At 66.2% G+C, this 18,072-nt stretch carries 17 protein-coding genes; 5 read left to right on the forward strand and 12 right to left on the reverse strand.

The annotated features are described in order from the left end of the window. The first annotated feature begins 13 nt into the window (after positions 1 to 13). Positions 14 to 2,233 (forward strand): sodium-translocating pyrophosphatase, encoded by a 2,220-nt coding sequence (locus QM618_RS00215; RefSeq protein ID WP_428093094.1) that lies wholly within the window; start codon positions 14 to 16, stop codon positions 2,231 to 2,233. A gap of 167 nt (positions 2,234 to 2,400) precedes the next feature. On the opposite strand, the gene QM618_RS00220 is transcribed toward QM618_RS00215, so the two are convergent. From QM618_RS00220 to QM618_RS00230, 3 genes are all read right to left on the reverse strand, one after another. Next, on the reverse strand, positions 2,401 to 2,547 hold the full coding sequence (locus QM618_RS00220; protein ID WP_428093097.1) for a GPGG-motif small membrane protein: 147 nt from the start codon (positions 2,545 to 2,547) through the stop codon (positions 2,401 to 2,403). Positions 2,548 to 2,611: 64 nt separating this feature from the next. Further along, on the reverse strand, positions 2,612 to 3,499 hold the full coding sequence (gene ligD, locus QM618_RS00225) for a non-homologous end-joining DNA ligase (protein ID WP_428093100.1): 888 nt from the start codon (positions 3,497 to 3,499) through the stop codon (positions 2,612 to 2,614). Positions 3,500 to 3,525: 26 nt separating this feature from the next. Next, positions 3,526 to 6,840, reverse strand: coding sequence for an error-prone DNA polymerase (locus QM618_RS00230; protein ID WP_428093103.1), 3,315 nt, complete (start codon positions 6,838 to 6,840; stop codon positions 3,526 to 3,528). 142 nt (positions 6,841 to 6,982) lie between these two features. Here QM618_RS00230 and QM618_RS00235 point away from each other — a divergent pair, with 142 nt between their 5' ends. Together QM618_RS00235 and QM618_RS00240 are read left to right on the forward strand one after the other, a co-directional pair. Further along, the gene (locus QM618_RS00235; RefSeq protein ID WP_428093106.1) at positions 6,983 to 7,138 is read left to right on the forward strand and encodes a hypothetical protein; all 156 of its coding nucleotides are present in this window, start codon (positions 6,983 to 6,985) and stop codon (positions 7,136 to 7,138) included. Between the two features lie 94 nt (positions 7,139 to 7,232). Beyond that, entirely contained in the window at positions 7,233 to 7,619 is a 387-nt protein-coding gene (locus QM618_RS00240) for a hypothetical protein (RefSeq protein WP_428093109.1), read from the forward strand. A gap of 183 nt (positions 7,620 to 7,802) precedes the next feature. On the opposite strand, the gene QM618_RS00245 is transcribed toward QM618_RS00240, so the two are convergent. The 5 genes from QM618_RS00245 to QM618_RS00265 are packed head-to-tail and all read right to left on the reverse strand — an operon-like array spanning position 7,803 to position 11,092. After that, positions 7,803 to 8,045: a FitA-like ribbon-helix-helix domain-containing protein gene (locus tag QM618_RS00245; RefSeq protein WP_428093112.1), complete on the reverse strand. Its 243-nt coding sequence runs from the start codon at positions 8,043 to 8,045 to the stop codon at positions 7,803 to 7,805. A gap of 6 nt (positions 8,046 to 8,051) precedes the next feature. Beyond that, complete coding sequence (locus tag QM618_RS00250; protein ID WP_428093115.1) at positions 8,052 to 8,459, reverse strand: PIN domain-containing protein; 408 nt, start codon at positions 8,457 to 8,459, stop codon at positions 8,052 to 8,054. Beyond that, complete coding sequence (locus QM618_RS00255; RefSeq protein WP_428093118.1) at positions 8,431 to 8,709, reverse strand: AbrB/MazE/SpoVT family DNA-binding domain-containing protein; 279 nt, start codon at positions 8,707 to 8,709, stop codon at positions 8,431 to 8,433. The genes QM618_RS00250 and QM618_RS00255 overlap by 29 nt, the downstream gene beginning before the upstream one ends. Positions 8,710 to 8,741: 32 nt before the next feature. Beyond that, complete coding sequence (locus QM618_RS00260; RefSeq protein ID WP_428093121.1) at positions 8,742 to 10,409, reverse strand: DNA polymerase Y family protein; 1,668 nt, start codon at positions 10,407 to 10,409, stop codon at positions 8,742 to 8,744. Further along, positions 10,406 to 11,092 (reverse strand): hypothetical protein, encoded by a 687-nt coding sequence (locus tag QM618_RS00265; protein WP_428093124.1) that lies wholly within the window; start codon positions 11,090 to 11,092, stop codon positions 10,406 to 10,408. The genes QM618_RS00260 and QM618_RS00265 overlap by 4 nt, the downstream gene beginning before the upstream one ends. 333 nt (positions 11,093 to 11,425) lie before the next feature. Between QM618_RS00265 and QM618_RS00270 the strand changes: the two genes are divergently transcribed. After that, positions 11,426 to 14,116 (forward strand): alpha-amylase family glycosyl hydrolase, encoded by a 2,691-nt coding sequence (locus tag QM618_RS00270; protein ID WP_428093127.1) that lies wholly within the window; start codon positions 11,426 to 11,428, stop codon positions 14,114 to 14,116. A gap of 22 nt (positions 14,117 to 14,138) precedes the next feature. Next, the gene (locus QM618_RS00275; protein WP_428093130.1) at positions 14,139 to 14,930 is read left to right on the forward strand and encodes a class I SAM-dependent methyltransferase; all 792 of its coding nucleotides are present in this window, start codon (positions 14,139 to 14,141) and stop codon (positions 14,928 to 14,930) included. Between the two features lie 12 nt (positions 14,931 to 14,942). On the opposite strand, the gene QM618_RS00280 is transcribed toward QM618_RS00275, so the two are convergent. Genes QM618_RS00280 through QM618_RS00295 form a run of 4 tightly spaced genes read right to left on the reverse strand, consistent with a single transcriptional unit; the run spans position 14,943 to position 18,070 of the window. Next, positions 14,943 to 15,728, reverse strand: coding sequence for a TrmH family RNA methyltransferase (locus tag QM618_RS00280; protein ID WP_428093133.1), 786 nt, complete (start codon positions 15,726 to 15,728; stop codon positions 14,943 to 14,945). Further along, positions 15,725 to 16,807 carry an SPFH domain-containing protein gene (locus QM618_RS00285; RefSeq protein WP_428093137.1) on the reverse strand — a complete coding sequence of 361 codons (1,083 nt, stop codon included), beginning with the start codon at positions 16,805 to 16,807 and terminating at the stop codon, positions 15,725 to 15,727. The genes QM618_RS00280 and QM618_RS00285 overlap by 4 nt, the downstream gene beginning before the upstream one ends. A 3-nt stretch (positions 16,808 to 16,810) precedes the next feature. Next, positions 16,811 to 17,263 (reverse strand): NfeD family protein, encoded by a 453-nt coding sequence (locus QM618_RS00290; protein WP_428093140.1) that lies wholly within the window; start codon positions 17,261 to 17,263, stop codon positions 16,811 to 16,813. 21 nt (positions 17,264 to 17,284) lie between these two features. Then, a complete protein-coding gene (locus QM618_RS00295; protein WP_428093144.1) occupies positions 17,285 to 18,070 on the reverse strand; it encodes an ABC transporter ATP-binding protein in 786 nt (261 codons plus the stop codon). Positions 18,071 to 18,072: the final 2 nt, after the last annotated feature.

Below are 18,072 nucleotides of genomic sequence, written 5' to 3' on the forward strand. Positions count from 1 at the left end.
AGGTCCTCACACCATGCCAGCTTGGTTCTGGATAGTTCCTGTTGCGTCGCTCATGTCGCTGGGAGCCGCCTACTACTTCTTCCGCCAGATGATGAAGGAGTCAGAGGGCACCGAGACGATGACGCGCATCGCCGCTCACGTGCGCGCGGGCGCCATCGCCTACCTCAAGCAGCAGTACAAGGTGGTGGGCATCGTGCTCGCCTCGCTCACGCTCGTGTTCGTAGTGCTCGCCTATGTACTGCACATGCAGAACCCGTGGGTGCCGTTCGCGTTCCTCACCGGCGGCATCTTCTCCGGCCTCGCGGGCTTCATCGGCATGCGGACCGCGACGTACGCCTCCGCGCGTACAGCGAACGCGGCGCGCGAGTCCCTTAACCGCGGCCTCACGGTGGCCTTCCGCTCCGGCGCTGTTATGGGTCTCACGGTCGTGGGCCTTGGCCTGTTCGACATCGCCGTGTGGTTCCTCGTGCTCACACGCGTCTACGGCATCGAGGACGGCCACAAGATCGTCATCATCACGACCACCATGCTGACGTTCGGCATGGGCGCGGCGGTGCAATCGCTGTTCGCTCGCGTTGGCGGCGGCATCTTCACCAAAGCGGCCGACGTTGGGGCTGACTTGGTAGGCAAGGTTGAGGCTGGCATTCCCGAGGACGACCCCCGCAACCCCGCGACCATTGCTGACAACGTCGGCGACAACGTTGGCGACGTTGCCGGCATGGGCGCCGACCTCTACGAGTCGTATGTGGGCGTGATCCTGGCCTCCGCCGCCCTGGGAGCGGCCGCATACCTTGCGGACGGCGCGTCCGTGCAGCTCAGCGCTGTCGTCGCGCCCATGGTGATCGGCGCGCTCGGCACGCTCCTGTCCATCATCGGCGTGTTCTTGGTGCGAACGGAGGAGGGTGCGTCTCCCAAGCAGTTGCTCGCATCGCTCGGCCGCGGCGTGAACGGCGCGGCCATCATGATCGCGCTCGCCTCGCTTGGCGTGCTGCACCTCATGCACCTTCCGAACGTCTGGGGAACCTGGCTAGCCCTGCTCGCCGGCCTGCTGACCGGCATCGTCATCGGACGAGCCGCGGAGTACTACACGTCGCAGGGCTACTCACCCACCAAGCGCATCGCGGAGTCCTCAAAGACCGGCCCTGCCACGGTCATCATCTCCGGCGTTGGCGAAGGAATGCTCTCCGTGGCGATTCCCGTTGGCGCCGTGGTTACCGGCACGGCGCTCGCCTACTTCTTCGGCTCCGGCTTTGGCTTCACTACGGAAACCATGGGAGCCGGCCTCTACGGCATCGGTATCGCGGCCGTCGGCATGCTCTCCACGCTCGGCATCACGCTCGCCACCGACGCGTATGGCCCCATCGCGGACAACGCGGGAGGCAACGCAGAGATGAGCGGCCTGCCGCCCGAGGTGCGTCAGCGCACCGACCTCCTCGACGCGATCGGCAACACCACCGCCGCAACGGGAAAGGGATTCGCGATCGGATCCGCGGCCCTGACCGGCATCGCTCTGCTCGCCTCGTACATCGAAGAGGTCAAGATCGCGATCTCCCACGTACTGGAGCGCGGCAATACCTACACGTTCCCCGATGGCTCAACCATGGCGGCGGACGCTACGGATGCCCTGCGCGACCTCTCGCTCATGGACATGATGGAGCGCTTCCAAGTGGTGCTCATCAACCCCAAGGTGGTGGCCGGCATGTTCGTGGGCGCGATGCTCGCATTCGTGTTCAGTGGGGTCACCATGAAGGCCGTTGGCCGCGCCGCAGGCCAGATGGTGGACGAGGTGCGCCGCCAGTTCCGCGAGATCCCCGGCATCATGGCCGGCACGGCGGAGCCCGACTACGCGCGGTGCGTGTCCATCTCCACCAAGGCCGCTCAGCGCGAGATGATGCTCCCCTCGATCCTCGCCATCGCCACGCCCATCGTGATGGGCTTCGTCTTCGGCGTGCCCGGCGTGCTTGGGCTCCTCGCCGGCGGTGCCGTCGCGGGATTCTCGCTGTCGATGTTCATGGCGAACTCCGGTGGCGCGTGGGACAACGCCAAGAAGTACATCGAGGAGGGACACCACGGCGGCAAGGGCTCCGACGCCCACAAGGCCGCGGTCATCGGCGACACGGTGGGTGACCCCTTCAAGGACACCTCGGGCCCGTCGCTCAACATCCTCGTCAAGCTCATGTCGATGGAGGCAATCGTGGTGGCCGGGGTCACCGTGGCCATCCACCTTCTCTAGTTGGCAGGTTTCGTGAATGCCCGACGCTGGGGTTGCGTTGGGCCTGCCCCCTTGCGTCCCGCGCTCCTCCTCTTGGCGCTGGTGTAGACGCAAGAACGTCCCTGGGGAACGTGATCATTCACGTTCCCCAGGGACGCACGAGCCTTTGATCCCTTCTCAGGGAGCGGTCAACTCAAGATGCTGACACCACCGGGGCCCACGAGCAGTCCGAGGACGATGAGGACAACTCCCCACAGCACGTCTTTTTGAACGATGCGCACGATTCCGGCGATAACGAGAATCACGGCCGCGATGAACAAGATGGTGGTCCACATGATGGTTCCTTTGCTCTAGCTGGTCTTGCTTCTGTCGGTAGGGCCAACTCACGTGTTTTCCGAGTTATTCCACGCCCATGAGACTCGCTAGGGGGCACGGGCGCCGTTTCAGCAGGTAAATAGCCTCTTTTGGATTTTTCTGAACGAGCCCGTTTTCAAGTTCTTTCCAGGTCTGAGGGCATGCAACCGTTGGCTCTAGCCGCCCGCGTAGCGAGTAGGGAGTGACCGTGGTTTTCGCGGCCCTGTTCTGACTCCAGTCGATAAGGATGTGCCCGCTTCGTACCGCTTTGCGGATATTGGTCACGACGAGGTCCGGCCGCTCCTCCTCTAGCGTTTGGGCGAGCGCGTGACCGTAGTCCGTGATCGCATCCGAGTCCCGTTTGCCTTCCAACTTGCCGTAAATGTGTACGCCCTTTGAGCCGCTCGGCACCGGGATCGTGTCGATGCCGTCCTTCGCGAGGCGCTCTCGCAGAATCTGCGCGAGCTCGATGATCTGCTCGCTCGTGGATCCTTCTCCCGGGTCCAGGTCAAAGACGATGCGGTCCGGATTCCGCTTGGCCCCTCGCGGCCCAAAGCGCCATTGGGGCACGTGAAACTCGAGCGCGTTGTGCTGCACGTAGAACGCGAGCACGGCGGGCGAGTCGATAAGCGGATAGGCGTTGGTGTGGTCGTCGTGCTCGATCGTGTGCGTGTGAATCCAGTCCGGGGCGTCGTTGTCGATGTCCTTGTGGAAGAACACCTTCCCTGGCTTGTTCGCGGTGCCGACGCCGTCCATCCAGCGTTTTCGGGTCACCGGCCGGTCCTTGGCGAGCGGGATAAGGGCCGACGCTATGGCCAGGTAGTAGTCGAGCACGCCTTGCTTAGTGAGGCCGGTGGACGGGTACATGACCTTGTCGGGGTGCGTGAAGCGCACCTCGTGGCCCTCTACGGTGACCGTTTCCGGGGTTGCCATCTCCCCATCGTGCGCTCGTCTTGGCGCTAGCGGAAGTCGCGGCTCTTTGAAGGCACCTTGAGGCTCAGCGGCGCGATGTGCTCCGCCACCAGGTTGGTGGCGCCGTCCGCGCGCTCGATCATGCCCCTGATCACGAGCGCCGGAGACTTCCTGGCCACCGCCTGATATCGCTTCCACACGGTCTGTGAGCAGATGATGTTGAGGAAACCCGTCTCGTCCTCGAGGGACAGGAAGGTCACGCCCTTCGCGGTGCCCGGGCGCTGGCGATGCGTCACCACGCCCGCCACGCGCACCCGACGCTCCGCCTCGTGGGCGATCACGTCGCCAACACGGAGAACGCCGTTCGCGTCGAGCCCCTCGCGCACAAACACCGTGGGGTACACATCCGCCGAAACCCCCGACGCCCACACATCAGCCACAGCCATCTCCACATCCGTCATTCCTGGTAGTTGCGGTGCTTCCACACCGGTGATCACGCCGGGCAGGGTGTCCGGCCCCTCTTGCGACAGCACGCCCGACGCCCACAGGGCTTCTCGCCTCGTCACACCTAGGCTCTCGAGGGCTCCGGCGGTGGCGAGGGCCTCCCATTGGGCGGTGCTGAGTTTGACTCTCCGCGCCATGTCGAGGAGCGAGGCGAACTCGCCTTTGGCACGCGCGTCGACAATCTCTTGCGCCTTCTCAGCGCCGATCCCGCGGACAGAGGCCAGCCCCATCCGCACGGCCAGCGTGGGGTCAACGTGAGTGAGCGCCGCCATGTCGGCGCGTACCTCCCCCGGGAGCTGGAACGGCTCATCGAGCCGTTCCACCACCGCCAAAGCCTGCGACCGCGAGACGCACGGGCGCAGGATGACCTGGCCGTGGCGTCGGGCATCCGCGGCGAGCGACTGGGGCGAGTAGAAGCCCATGGGCTGAGCGGCGAGCAACCCGGCGTAGAAGGCGGCGGGTTTGTGAACCTTGAGCCAACTCGAGGCGTAGACGAGGTAGGCGAAGCTGAAGGAGTGCGACTCGGGGAAGCCGAAGTCGCTGAAGGCCTTGAGCTTGTCGAAGATCTGGTGGGCGACGTCCGCGGTGATGCCGCGCTCGTTGGCACCAACCATGAAGCGCGCGCGCAGGGCCTCCATGCGCTCGGGGCTGCGTTTGGAACCCATCGCCCTTCTGAGCTGGTCCGCTAGTGCGCCGTCAAAGCCTGCGCAGTCCATCGCCATCTGCATGAGCTGCTCCTGGAACAGCGGCACTCCCATGGTCTTGCCCAGGGACTGCTCGAGGAGCGGGTGCAGGTATTCGATCTTCTCTCGGCCGCGCGCGCGGTTGATGTAGGGGTGCACAGAGCCGCCCTGGATGGGGCCGGGGCGGATGAGTGCCACCTCAACGACGATGTCGTAGAACTTTCGCGGCCTAAGCCGCGGCAGCGTGGCCATCTGCGCGCGGGACTCCACCTGGAAGACGCCAACGGTGTCGGCGGCGCACAGCAGGTCGTAGACCGCGGGGTCCTCTTGAGGGAGGTCGTGGAGGCCGAACTCCCTGCCCTCCGTTTCCCTGATGTACCGGAACGCATATTTCAGTGCGGAGAGCATGCCGAGGCCGAGGAGATCGAACTTCACGAGCCCTGCGTCCGCGCAGTCGTCCTTGTCCCACTGCAGCACGGTGCGGCCGGGCATTCGCGCCCACTCCACGGGGCACACGTCGATGACGGGGCGGTCGCACAGCACCATGCCACCGGGGTGGATCCCCAAGTGTCGCGGGAGGCGCATCAGGCGATCTGCCAGGTCCAATACCGGCTCGGGGATGTGGTCAAGGTCGTTGACGGGGGTGGGGTCCGGCCACATCGCGTCCCGCTGTTGGGCCGCCCACTGCTCTTGCATCTCTACCGGCACCCTCAGCGCACTCCAGCGGTCGATGGACGTTGACCACGCGTCCTGCTGCCCGACGCCGTAGCCAAGCGCCCTTGCCGCATCCCTTACCGCGGAGCGGGGTCGGTACTGGATGACATTGGCGACCATGGCCGCGTTGATTCGGCCGTGGCGGGCGAAGACATGCTGGATGACCTCCTCGCGGCGGTCGGACTCGATGTCGACGTCGATGTCAGGGGGGCCGTCTCTTTCCGGGGCGAGGAAGCGCTCGAAGAGCAGCCCGTGGGTGACGGCGTCCACAGCGGTGACTCCCAAGGCGTAGCAGACCGCCGAGTTGGCGGCGCTGCCTCTTCCTTGGCAGAGGATGTCTGACTTGCGGCAGAACGCGACGATGTCGTGGACGATGAGGAAGTAGCCGGGGAAGTCCAGGGCCTCGATGACGGCGAGCTCGTGCTCGATCTGCTTCCAGGCACCCTTGACCCGCTCACGATCGGGGGGACCGTAGCGCTCTCTTGCCCCCCTATAGGTCAGCTCCCTGAGCCAGGTCGCCTCCGTGTGACCCTCCGGAACCGGGTATGGAGGGAGCTTTGGCGCCACGAGCGAGAGGTCGAAGGCACACTCGGCACCAAGGCGTGCCGCGGTGGTGACCGCCTGCGGGTGGCGGCGGTGGCGGTACATCATCTCCCCCGCGCTTCTGAGGTGCTGGCCGGGGCTGCCGGGCAGCCAGCCGTCCATGTCGTCGAGGCTCGAGCGAGACCGGATTGCGGACAACGCGCCTGCTAGATCGGCATCTCTGGGGCTGGCGTAGTGGGCAGCCGTGGTGGCCACGAGCGGGAGTTGGAGGTCGAATGCCAGGTCGGCAAGGGCGTCGGACACTTCCGAATCAAAAGGTGAGCCGGTGTCCGTGATCTCCACGGCGACGTTGTCGCGCCCAAACAGGGCCACGAGCTTGTCGAGTTCGGAGCGAGCGGCGACCATCCCGTCGACCGTGACGGGCGGGCCGCCGAGCACTCCACCCCCAAGAGCGCGACGGACGGCGCCCTTTCGGCACCCCGTGAGGACGAGGAACTCGCCGCCGCCCGCCTCCGCGAGTGACTCAAGCGTGTAGTGCGAGCGGCCCTTCTCGCCGGTGGCGAGGTGCGCCAGACCGATCGCGCGGCTGAGACGCGCGTAGCCGGTGGCACCTCGTGCGAGAACTACGAGGTGCTGCGCGCGCGGGTCTGGAGCCTCGGTGGGGGCGTCGAGAACGTGCCTTCCCCGCGAATCCTGGAGCGCGAGGCTCAGTTCCGAACCAAACACTGTTGGGAGGCCGATGGAGCGTGCCGCCTGGGCGAAGCGGACCACCCCGTAGAGGCCATCGTGGTCGGTGATGGCGAGCGCGCTGAGCCCCAAACGCCCCGCTTCGGCGGCCATCTCCTCCGGCTGGCTGGCGCCGTCGAGGAAGCTGAAGGCGGTGTGCGCGTGCAGCTCGGCGTAGTCGATGACCTCCATCTAGGCCACCACCGCGAGCCGCATCCGTTCGAACATATGTTCGATTATGGCACCTGTCGGTGACGCGCGCGACGGATACAGGAGATTGCACCAGCGGCGCCCGGGCAGGCGCGTCGAGGACGAAGCGACCTGGGGTGAACGCATGAACGACACCACCTGGCCCGACCACATCGAAGCCTTGGAGCAGGACGCCGAGTTCATAGCAATCCTCGGACGCTGCCTTGACGTGCAGGCCCAACTCGAAGACTGCGTCGCCACCGGCACGCCCTTGCCGGCCGTTCCGTTACCCCCGCTGTGACCACGCTGCCAGGTGGCTGCAATGGGACGCTCACGCCGATGGCCAGAAGTAGAGCTCAGCACTGCCAGCCGTCGGCACACCATAGTGTTTGCTCATGGAGGAGTTATCCGCGCGGCTGGCTGATCAGAGAATTCGCAACCGAGTCATCGAATGCCTGGAATATCTCGCAGAGGGCGACGACGGTATCCGCGCGACGGGTGACGTCGAGTACTTCGAGTCGTTCTTCGACTGGGTCGCGGACAACCGCCCGTGGGACTGGCGAGCCAATTCTGCCTACACCCCAGCGGAAGTGAACGCTGTGGACCGTGTGCATTCAGCGTTGCTCGCAGCGGTCGAAGAGACTCGCGCGATGGACACCGCGGAGACGATCGCTAGCGGTTGGCCTCAAAGAATCGCGCCTATTGCGCGATCGGCCCTCGACCTCCTCGTCCAGCGTGGTCGGTTCGATGAGGACCAGGAAGAGTCTGCGCCGTCCCGGTAGCTCCCCAGAGCGACTCCGCCCGGGCTCTTCCCGCCGAAGGTGGCAGGCAAAGACCCACACGGTGGAGGTGCTCCCGGGCACGTATTTGCCGGAGGGCGGAGCGGACCACACCTTGCTGGCGCACCTGACCTCCACTAGCTACGGGTGTACTAGCGAGTTGCTCCCTTGTCAGGCGTTGACCCGTCAGTCGAATTCGACAGGCTGTGTGTGCTCGCGGGGCGGGATGTCGAGTTCCACCCCTCCCAAGGCGCGAATCTCCGCCATGGCATCGAACAACCGTCGACCAGGGCTGGCGAGCGGTTCGGCGACGGCTCGCTCAAGGATGTCTTTGACCTCGGACTCGAGGGAACGTCCGTGTCGAACTGCTTGAGCCGTTAGCGCAGCAATGAGTTCGTCAGGCATATCGTCGATGGTCAATTCATCCATGCCAAGTCACGCTTCCAGAAGCTGGGTGCCGTCGAGTTGCTGCGCCAGCTTCTTGTCGAACGTAAGCAACGGTGCCGCGTCATTCGTGATCGCATTGGACGCGAGGTATGCATCGGCGAGCGAGAGTTTGGCGTGCGAGCGATAAGCGTCAATTGCTTGACCCCAGATGGTCCTGTCGATCACTACCTGTCCTAACGCGAGCACCGCCGTGAGGCAGTCCGCCACGAGCCCGCGCGAGAGGCCTAGTGACCGTTCCAACACGAAGCCAACCTCAGTGAGCGCTACGTCGGCGACGTAAAGCGGATCGCCTCCGTTCAAGAGTCTCTCGACCGCAGCCGACTGGTCAGGAACGTCGTTCAGGAGCCAGCGCAGCAGCACGCTCGCATCAAGGCTTGGCACGGCCGCGCTCGTCATATCGCTCGTCGACGTGGGCGACCCATCCCTCATTCGCAGTGGGCACGGTGCCCCACGTGCCATGGGCCTCGGCCTCTGCGCGAGCACGCTGGCGCAGCGACTCGATGTCCGGCGGTGCGTCGATCACGAGCGTGGTGCCTTCGATGCGAATGCCCAGTTTCTGACCTTCGTGGAGTCCTAGCGCACGCCTCGCCGCGACCGGCAGCGTTATCTGACCCTTAGATGTGATCGTTGCGTACATTGCACTCATGTAAGGAGTCTAGAAGGAGTAAGGAATCCTGACTAGTCATACATCGCCTCCAGCACCCACTCCCCGCCCCTGAACGCCACGAGCACGGCTCGATCACCGAGCGACACCTGCAGATACGCGCCCCGCGACGCGTCCGCGCTCCACCACCGCTGCGCGATGGGCCACGGCCCCGCCCACGAGTCCACGGGCCTAGGCCGTTCCCACACCGGCCCCTTCACCTGACCAACATGGCCCGACGCTGGGTGCCGGTTTGCCGCCCGCGCTCGCTCGTCGGTGGGTTCCGCCTCGAGGCGCACCCACGTTGGCGGCGCGCTGATCGCAAGGCGGCGGTCCACGGTCACGGAGGTGCCGCCGGCGTCGAGCACCTGGACCGGCTTAGGAATGGACAGCACGGTCGCGGGCGCCGGATCGGGAATCCCGCCCGGCCACGGGTGCGCGAGCGGTCGCGACTCGGCCGCCTCCTGCCCCCACGGCAGTGCCAGTACCCGCTCTCGCGGAGATCTGCCGCCTTGCTCGCGAACGGCGAGCACGCCGTCGGGCCCAAGAAGTCCCTGAACGCGTTCTAGGGCGCGTTGCGCACGCGAGTCCGCACCGGAGATGCCACCCCACAGATAGGACTGCTCGGATCCCAAAGGCACCACGTCCTCCGCGACCACCCCGAGCGAGGTGAGCCCGGAGCGCTCTGGGCCCTCCGAGGTTCCGCTCAGCCAGCCCTCGAGTTGCCAGCGGACGCGGTCGGCCATGTGGTTGGCGAAGGCTCCTGCGCGCGCCCCCACGTCTGTTCGCCACACCCGCTCCAGGTGCTGACCCCGCTCGGTAGCAGCGACGATGCGCACCTTTCCGCAGCGCATGCCTGCCGCGAGCAGGGCCTCGTCGAGCCGCTCGGCGAGCAGGCGGGCTACGGGGACGAGCTGCTGCGAGTTCTCTGCCGGCTCCTCAAACGCGTACTCGACCGCGATGTCCTCCTCGGCGCGGCGCAGCACGGGAGGCGCTACGTCCTCGCCGAGGCCGATGCGATGCGCCCACGCGCCCACCGGCCCAAAGCGGGCGAGGACATCGGGGAACGGCAGCGCGGTGAACGCGCCAATGGTGTCGATGCCGAGCCGCGACAGCACGGAGACCAGGTCTTCCACCGCCTCGCGCTTGGTACGCTCCATGGCCCCGAGCGTGAGCGTGTCGATGGGATGCGGGGCCAGAAACGTCGCCGACTCCCCCGCCGGGATGAGCGCCGCCGCCCTAGCGGCGAGCACCGCCGCGAGCAGGCCGTCGGCCGCCCCAACGGAACTCTCGCACCCGGCGAGCTCGGCGACCGCGCTCACGAGCGCCTCGGCGAGCGCCTCCTCGGAGCCGTGGAAGCGCGCCGCCCCGTCCGAGGGGATCATCAGCATGCCCGGCCGCGAGATCTCGACGCCCGCGACTACGTCTTCAGCAGCGGCCGCGACGGCCTCGAAGGCGCGGGCGTCGCGCGCCTCGTCGTACGGGAGGATCGTGATGTCCGGACACGCGCGCTGCGCGAGTCGCTTGCGGTGGCCGCGCCTCACCCCCGCAGCCCGCGCGGAGGCAGACACCGCGACCATGCCGCGCCCGTAGAGCACGGCCGCTGGAGCGCTGGGGCTCAGACCGGCCTCCGCGGCGGCCGCGACCACGGGCCAGTCGGGCACCCACAGCACGGCTCGGCGGGTGGTGGCGACGATGGTCACGCGACCCCCTCGAGGCTCGCCTGCCCGACGCTGGCTCGGGCTCTCAGCATGACGTCGGCCTCGAGTGTGAGGGCAACGCGACGGGCCGGACCTTCGGCCCGGGAGGTCACCTCCACGATCATGTCCCGTGCACGCAGACGACCATCGCCAGCGCCGAGTCCGCTCCACGTGGAGCGGAGCACGGTCAGCCCGACATGTGCCCCGTCCCACGGCCCGGCGCTGATGAGCGCAGCTCCACGCTCTCTCGCGCGCGCGGCAAGCCGCCGCCGGTCGGCATCGGTAAGGGCCAAGCGTGGCCCCATCACCACCACGTCCATGCCGTCCACGCACGCGCCCGCGACCGCGGGAGCCTGCGATCCCGGATGCGGGACCAACGCCAACCGAGAAAGCTCAATCCCCCGCCGCGCGGCCGCAACAACCCCCACATTGGGCATGCCGATCATCGCTGCCCACGACCCCTCGCGCGAGGCCTCGGAAACCAAGGCAAGCACCAGGGACGTTGATCCCTGCACCGAGACCACCTGGCCGCGACGGAGGCCCGCGGGCAGAGCGTCGGACAGTGCGGGGGCGAGCGGAAGCGTAGGCGCGTCCCAGCACTCCCTACTAGTACCAACCCGCGTCTGCACCGCAGCGAGCGCCGCCCTGGCCTTCTCGAGACGCGCGGACTGAAGAGTGGCGTCCATGCGCCCTCCCATCATTCGAACATATGTTCGATTATGGCACTCGCCACTGACATGCGCGAGTCCCGATCGTCTGAACCACTCAGCGACAGTTTCTTCCCCTGCGAGGGTCAAAACCGGCGCTGAGTGGTTCAGACGATTCCCTACGACCGAGTCAAGGCGGCAGCGAAACGGACCGCGGCCGGTGCTACCCTGATAGCCGGAATGTAAGCGCGTACATTCACCTGCGACGACGGAGGAACGGTGGCACACGAGGCGGCGGCAACATCAGCGCCAACACCAGAAGCGACGCCCAACGCGGCGCCACACAAGCGACGCACAGCCGCACTAATCGCGGTGGTTGTGATCGCCCTCGGAGCAGTGGGCATCACGGCGGGCATCCTCACCAACGCCAACCAAGGCCCCCACGCCATCGCCCCCGTCCGCGCGGAGGGCACCACCAACCAGTCCTTCTACTTCGTGATGACGGATCGCTTCAACGACGGCGACCCCTCCAACAACGACGGCGGGCTGGGAAGCGACCCGCAAGTAAGCGGCTACGACAACACCAACTCCGCCTTCTACCAGGGCGGAGACCTGAAGGGCATCGAGGACAAGCTCGACTACATCCAGGGCCTAGGCGTCAACGCCATCTGGGTGGCTCCCCCATTCACGAACAAGGCCGTGCAGCCGGAAGACTCCAGCGCCGGCTACCACGGCTACTGGATCACCGATTTCACGAGCATCGACCCTCACCTGGGCGGCAACGACGCCATGACGGACCTCATCACAGCAGCCCACGATCGCGGCCTCAAGGTCTACTTCGACATCATCACCAACCACACAGCAGACGTCATCGGCTACCAGGGCGGCGACCGCCTCCCCTACGTCAGCACCGACGAGGCCCCGTACAAGGACAGTGACGGCAACGTCTTCAGTCCCAGCGACGTGGCAGGGTCCGACGGCTTCCCCACCTTGAGCGCGGACACCTCCTTCCCCTACACCCCAGTTCTGGCCGACGGCGAGGAGAGCGCCAAGTCCCCCGAGTGGCTCAACGACGTGACGATGTACCACAACCGCGGAAACAGCACGTTTACCGGGGAAGACGCCCTGTTTGGCGACTTCGTTGGCCTCGACGACCTCTTCACCGAGGACCCCCGCGTGGTCCAGGGCATGACGGATATCTACACCACCTGGATCAAGGACTTCGATGTTGACGGCTTCCGCATTGACACCATGCGCCACGTCAACGATGAGTTCTGGCAGAGCTTTGGCCCGGACGTGCTGCAGGCCGCGAAGGACGCCGGCAAGGACGACTTCTTCATGTTCGGCGAGGTCTTCGACACGTCGCGCGCGAAGACCAGCCACTTCACCACCACCGCGGATCAGCAGGCGGTTCTCGACTTCCCCTTCCAAGACGCCGCCCGCAACTTCGCCTCGCGCGGCGGCTCAGCAGAGGACCTAGCCGCCTTCTACGCCGATGACGACTGGTACACCGACGCCGATTCGTCGGCCTACGAACTGCCCACCTTCCTGGGCAACCACGACATGGGCCGGTTTGGCGGCTTCCTCCAGGCCGACAACGCAAACGCGAGCCAAGAAGAACTCCTCCAGCAGTTCCAGCTCGCCAACTCGCTCATGTACCTCACTCGCGGCAACCCCATCACGTACTACGGCGACGAGCAGGGCCTCACGGGTGACGGCGGCGACCGCGCCGCGCGCCAAGTGATGTTCGGCACCACCATCCCCGAGTACACGGACGACGTCCTTATCGGCTCCACCGCGACCCTCGCCGAGCCCGTTTTCGACACCGAACAGCCCCTCTACCAGCAGATTTCCGCGCTCAATGCCCTGCGCAACGACCACCCAACCCTTGCGACCGGCGCCCAGATCACTCGCTACAGCGACGGCAACGTCTTCGCCTTCAGCCGCTTCAATCGCGACGAGCGCCGCGAGTACGTGGTGGTACTCAACAGTTCCGCCGAGGAGCATGAGGCCACCATTCCCACCTGGGGTGGCACCTTCTCCCTCATCTACGGCGACACCGCCACCGAGGTCACGGCTGGCGACGACAACAGCATCCAGATCACAGTTCCCTCGTACGGCGCGGTGGTCTTCCGGGCCGACGCTGCCCTCCCTGGCACCGACGCCCCCCAGGTGCAGCTCACCACGGCGGCGGCACCAGCCGATGACCAGGGTCGCCTGGAAGTGACTGCGGACGTCACCGCTGAGAACTACGCGGAGGTCAGCTTTTGGCGCCAAGCTGTCGCCGAAGACGGCACGGCCGGCGAGTGGACGTACATCGGCACCGACGACAACGCTCCCTATCGGGTCTTTGACGACGTCAGCGATCTCGCCCCCGGAACGTCAGTGACATACCAAGCCGTAGCGTCGGACGGGAAGGGCCACGACAGCACAAGTGAAACTCTCGAGGCCGAGGTGCCCGCGCCGTCGGTCACCTTGGTGAGCCCCGCCCCAGGCGAACTCTTGGGAGAGGCGCCCGTGGTCGCTGCGACTGTGCTGCCGGCGCGCGAGGGAACAGAGGTGACCATTCAGCGCCGCGTTCAGGGCGGCGACTGGGAGGACGTTGGCACCGACAACACCGCCCCCGTGTACTCCGTGACCGATGACCTCACGACGGCGGAGGCCGGCAAAGACGTCGAGTACAGGGCGTTGGCCACACAGGCTGGCGTGACGAGCGAGTCGGCGATCTTCGCGGGCAAGTCCGGCGCGATGGCGCAGCCGGACGAGGTGGCGCTGCCCGGAACCGTGAACTCCGTCATGGGCTGCGGCGAGGACTGGGCTCCTTGGTGCGACGAGGCCCAGATGACGTTCGACGAGGAGAGCGCCACGTGGTCCATCACCGTGGATTTGCCGGCGGGAGACTACGAGTTCAAGATCGCCCTCAACCGCACGTGGGACGAGAACTACGGCGACGGCGGCGTGAAGGACGGCCCAAACATTCCGCTCTCACTCACCAAAGACTCCACGGTCACGTTCACCTACGACAACGCGACGCACCTGGTAACCGTGACAGGAGCCGGCTGAGAAGTGTGACAGGGTTGGGCGGGTGACCACCTATACCCACGGCCATCACGAGTCCGTGTTGCGCTCGCACCGCAACCGAACCGTCGAGAACTCCGCCCCGCACCTGCTGCCGCTGCTCAAGAACACCGATCGCCTCCTCGACGTTGGCGCCGGTCCCGGAACCATCACCGTGGACTTCGCCAGCAGGGTGGCCCACGTCACCGCCACGGAGATTGGCGAGGACGAGGTCTCGCTTGCGCGGGCTACGGCCGCGGAACACGGCGCAACGAACATCGACTTCGCGGTGGCGGACGTTCATCGCCTCCAGTTCGCGGACGACTCCTTTGACGTGACCCACGCCCACCAGGTGCTGCAGCACGTTGGAGATCCCGTGCAGGCGCTTCGCGAAATGGCGCGCGTCACGCGCCCTGGTGGCATCGTCGCCGTGCGCGACAGCGACTACTCGGCGTTCACGTGGTGGCCGCAGGTGCCTGAACTTGATCGCTGGCTTGAGCTGTACGTCGCGGTGGCACGTGCAAACGGCGCTGAGCCCGACGCTGGGCGCCGGTTGCTCTCGTGGGCTCACGCCGCGGGGCTTACCGACGTCAGCGCCACCTCGAGTACGTGGTGCTACGCCACTGAGGCGGAGCGCGAGTGGTGGGGCGGCCTATGGTCGGAGCGCATTCTCAACTCGGCGATCGCGGAGCAACTGCTGGGCTCTGGACTCGCGACGCAAGCGGATCTACTCGAGATCAGCGAGGGCTGGAAGCGCTGGGCCGCGGACGGCGACGGCTGGTTCTCCGTGCTGCACGGCGAACTCATCTGTTACGTGTAACGGCCGACGTACCTAGCGCTCGCGCAACTCCCACATCGCCACAGCCGACGCCGCGGCCACGTTGAGCGAGTCCACTCCCCCACGCATGGGGATGACGACGGTGGCGTCCGTGTGCGCGAGGGCTTGGCTGGTGAGGCCGTCGCCTTCCGTGCCGAGCACGAGCGCCACGCGTTCGTGGCCCGACGCTGCGAAGACATCGAGCGGAACGGCGCCTTCGGTGAGGGCCAGGCCAGCAACGACAAAGCCGAGCGCTCGCAACTCATCGAGCGCTCCCGGCCACGCTCGCACTCGCGTCCACGGCACCTGGAACACCGTTCCCATCGAGACCTTCACCGAGCGGCGATACAGCGGGTCCGCACATTCGGGAGAGACCACCACAGCGTCGGCCCCCATGCCGGCCGCCGAACGGAAGATCGCGCCCACGTTGGTGTGATCGATGATTCCCTCCAGAACCACCACGAGCCGTGCATCGGCGACGAGGGAGCCCAAGGTGGGAAGCGTCGGGCGGTGCATGGCAGCAAGCGCTCCCCTGTGAACCTCGAACCCGGTGATCTGCTCAAGCTCATCCTCGGAGCGAAGAAGCACCGGTGTGCCGACAGGAATCAAGTGCTCGATCGACGCGAGCCGGCGCGGCGAACAGAGCACCGAGCGTGGCACATGCCCGGCGGCGAGAGCGCGCTCGATGACCTTAGCGCCCTCGGCCATGTACAGCCCGCGCTCCGCCTCGAACGAGCGCCGCAGCGCACCGTCAGTGAGCCCGCGGTAGTCCGCGAGCAACTCCTCGTCAGTCAGGCTCACGGAGGCGGGGCTTGACCCTTTTCGGCTTCGGGGCTGAAGGGCTTGCCGGAGCTGGTGCCGTGGGACTCTGCGTCCGCCGTGACGCCCTCCGCCATACGGCGCGCCTCCTCGAGAGCGGCACGCGGGTCCTCAAGAGCCGAGGTAATGCGCGTGCTGCGCTTCTTGGTGGCATCGCGCTTGAGCGGCTCGTCGTCCGCTTCGTAGCCAAAGCCCGCGGCAACGGCCTTGAGCGCTCCCGTGAACTCGGTGGGCACAAACCACACCTTGTTGGAGTCCGTCTTGGCGATCTCGGGCAGCACCTGCAGGTACTGGTACGCGAGCAGCTTGGAGTCCGCATCGCCCTCGTGGATGGCGTCGAACACCTGCAGAATGGCCTTCGCCTCACCCTCGGCGCGCAGAATCTTGGACTGCGCGTCACCCTCGGCACGAAGGATGGCCGACTGCTTCTCACCCTCAGCGGTGAGGATTGCCGACTGCTTGATGCCCTCCGCGTTGAGGATCGCGGCGCGGCGGTCGCGCTCGGCGCGCATCTGCTTCTCCATCGAGTCCTTGATGGACATGGGCGGCTCAATCGCCTTGAGCTCCACGCGGTTCACGCGGATGCCCCACTTGCCGGTGGCGTCATCGAGCACGCCGCGCAGCTGACCGTTGATCTGGTCGCGGCTCGTGAGCGTCTGCTCCAGGTCCATGGTTCCCACGATGTTGCGGAGCGTGGTGGTGGTGAGCTGTTCCACACCGGTGATGTAGTTCGCGATCTCGTAGACCGCAGCCTTGGGGTCCGTCACCTGGAAGTAGATGACGGAATCGATGTCCACCACGAGGTTGTCGCTCGTGATCACCGACTGCGGTGGGAACGAGTACACGAGCTCACGCAGGTCCACCTTGTGGCGCACCTTGTCGAAGAAGGGCACCAGGAAGTGAAGCCCCGCGTCCATGGTGCGGCTGTACCGACCAAGGCGCTCCACGATGAACGCCTGCGTCTGCCGCACCACCACGATCGCCTTGGCGATCGCAACGATCACGAAGATCGCAAAGAACAGCACAACGACGATCCACAGCACGTTTGCGATGTCGTCCATGACCTACCCCTCCTCGGTATCGATGACGGCGTCATCCGCCGCCGGCGCCACAATTGCCATGGCGCCCTTGATTTCTAGAACAGTTGCATACGCGTCTTCGGCTACAGCGCCCTCGAGGGTCCTGGCCGTCCACACCTCGCCATTGAGCTTCACCCGGCCCGTGCGTGTCGTGACCTCGTCAAGCGCGATTGCGGTGCGGCCAACGAGGGCCGCGGTGCCCGTGGAGATGGCGCCCGTGCGGAAGTGCTTCATGAGCGACGGCCGCAGCACGAACAGCAGTAGCGCGGACACCACGGCGAAGATCACGATGGACAGCCATAGGTCGGCGCCAAACAATGCCGCGAGACCGCCCGCAAGCGCGCCCCCCGCGAGCATGGCGAAGGTGAGATCGAGCGTGAAGATCTCCAGGATCCCCAGCAGCATCGCCCCTACGAACCACCACAGTGATGGATTCATGACTGCCTCCTTATCTCAAACCTAGCCAGAGCGTCGGGCCGTGAAGCGCCCGCCCTCTGACGACAACTCAACCGGCATCGCGTAGGTCTCCGTGAGGTTTTCCGCGGTCAGCGTCTCCCCCAACGGCCCCGCCGCGACAACCTCGCCGCCGCGCATCAACAGCACGTGAGTGAACCCTACCGGGATCTCCTCCACGTGGTGGGTTACCAGGATGATTGCGGGCGACCGGCGATCCCCTGCAAGTTCGGTGAGCGCGGCGAGCAACTCCTCGCGGCCACCAAGATCAAGGCCCGCGGCCGGCTCGTCAAGCAGCAGCAGTTCGGGATCCGCCATGAGCGCTCGCGCGATCTGCACGCGCTTCCGTTCGCCCTCGCTCAGTGTCCAGAACTCGCGATCGGCGAAGTCGGCCATGCCAAAGGCAAGCAGCAACGCCGCGGCGCGCTCCTCATCCGGCTCCTCGTACTCCTCGCGCCAGCGGCCGGTGATGCCGTGCGCGGCGGTCATCACGACGTCACGCACCTTCTCTTCCGGGGGGATGCGATCCGCGAGCGCAGCGCTCGACAACCCCACGCGAATCCGCAGTTCCTGCGTGTCGGCCTCGCCAAGCACCTCCCCGAGTACGCGTGCAACGCCATCGGTGGGATGCAGACGCGCACCGGCGATAGAGACCAAAGACGTCTTCCCGGCGCCGTTGGGCCCAAGGACCACCCACCGGTCCTCGCCATTCACGTGAAGGTCGATGCCGCGCAGGATCTCGTTGCCGTCCCTGCTGAGCGTCACCCCTTCGAACGCCAGCACCTCAGTCATAC

This window comes from Demequina sp. (genome assembly GCF_049841215.1).
Lineage (GTDB): Bacteria > Actinomycetota > Actinomycetes > Actinomycetales > Demequinaceae > Demequina.

What these genes read in the sequence shown, in the direction of transcription:
- QM618_RS00215 (WP_428093094.1), top strand. Translation starts at nt 14, where the DNA reads ATGCCAGCTTGGTTCTGGATAGTTCCTGTTGCGTCGCTCATGTCGCTG.
- QM618_RS00220 (WP_428093097.1), bottom strand. Translation starts at nt 2,547, where the DNA reads ATGTGGACCACCATCTTGTTCATCGCGGCCGTGATTCTCGTTATCGCC.
- ligD (WP_428093100.1), bottom strand. Translation starts at nt 3,499, where the DNA reads ATGGCAACCCCGGAAACGGTCACCGTAGAGGGCCACGAGGTGCGCTTC.
- QM618_RS00230 (WP_428093103.1), bottom strand. Translation starts at nt 6,840, where the DNA reads ATGGAGGTCATCGACTACGCCGAGCTGCACGCGCACACCGCCTTCAGC.
- QM618_RS00235 (WP_428093106.1), top strand. Translation starts at nt 6,983, where the DNA reads ATGAACGACACCACCTGGCCCGACCACATCGAAGCCTTGGAGCAGGAC.
- QM618_RS00240 (WP_428093109.1), top strand. Translation starts at nt 7,233, where the DNA reads ATGGAGGAGTTATCCGCGCGGCTGGCTGATCAGAGAATTCGCAACCGA.
- QM618_RS00245 (WP_428093112.1), bottom strand. Translation starts at nt 8,045, where the DNA reads ATGGATGAATTGACCATCGACGATATGCCTGACGAACTCATTGCTGCG.
- QM618_RS00250 (WP_428093115.1), bottom strand. Translation starts at nt 8,459, where the DNA reads ATGACGAGCGCGGCCGTGCCAAGCCTTGATGCGAGCGTGCTGCTGCGC.
- QM618_RS00255 (WP_428093118.1), bottom strand. Translation starts at nt 8,709, where the DNA reads ATGAGTGCAATGTACGCAACGATCACATCTAAGGGTCAGATAACGCTG.
- QM618_RS00265 (WP_428093124.1), bottom strand. Translation starts at nt 11,092, where the DNA reads ATGGACGCCACTCTTCAGTCCGCGCGTCTCGAGAAGGCCAGGGCGGCG.
- QM618_RS00285 (WP_428093137.1), bottom strand. Translation starts at nt 16,807, where the DNA reads ATGGACGACATCGCAAACGTGCTGTGGATCGTCGTTGTGCTGTTCTTT.
- QM618_RS00290 (WP_428093140.1), bottom strand. Translation starts at nt 17,263, where the DNA reads ATGAATCCATCACTGTGGTGGTTCGTAGGGGCGATGCTGCTGGGGATC.
- QM618_RS00295 (WP_428093144.1), bottom strand. Translation starts at nt 18,070, where the DNA reads ATGACTGAGGTGCTGGCGTTCGAAGGGGTGACGCTCAGCAGGGACGGC.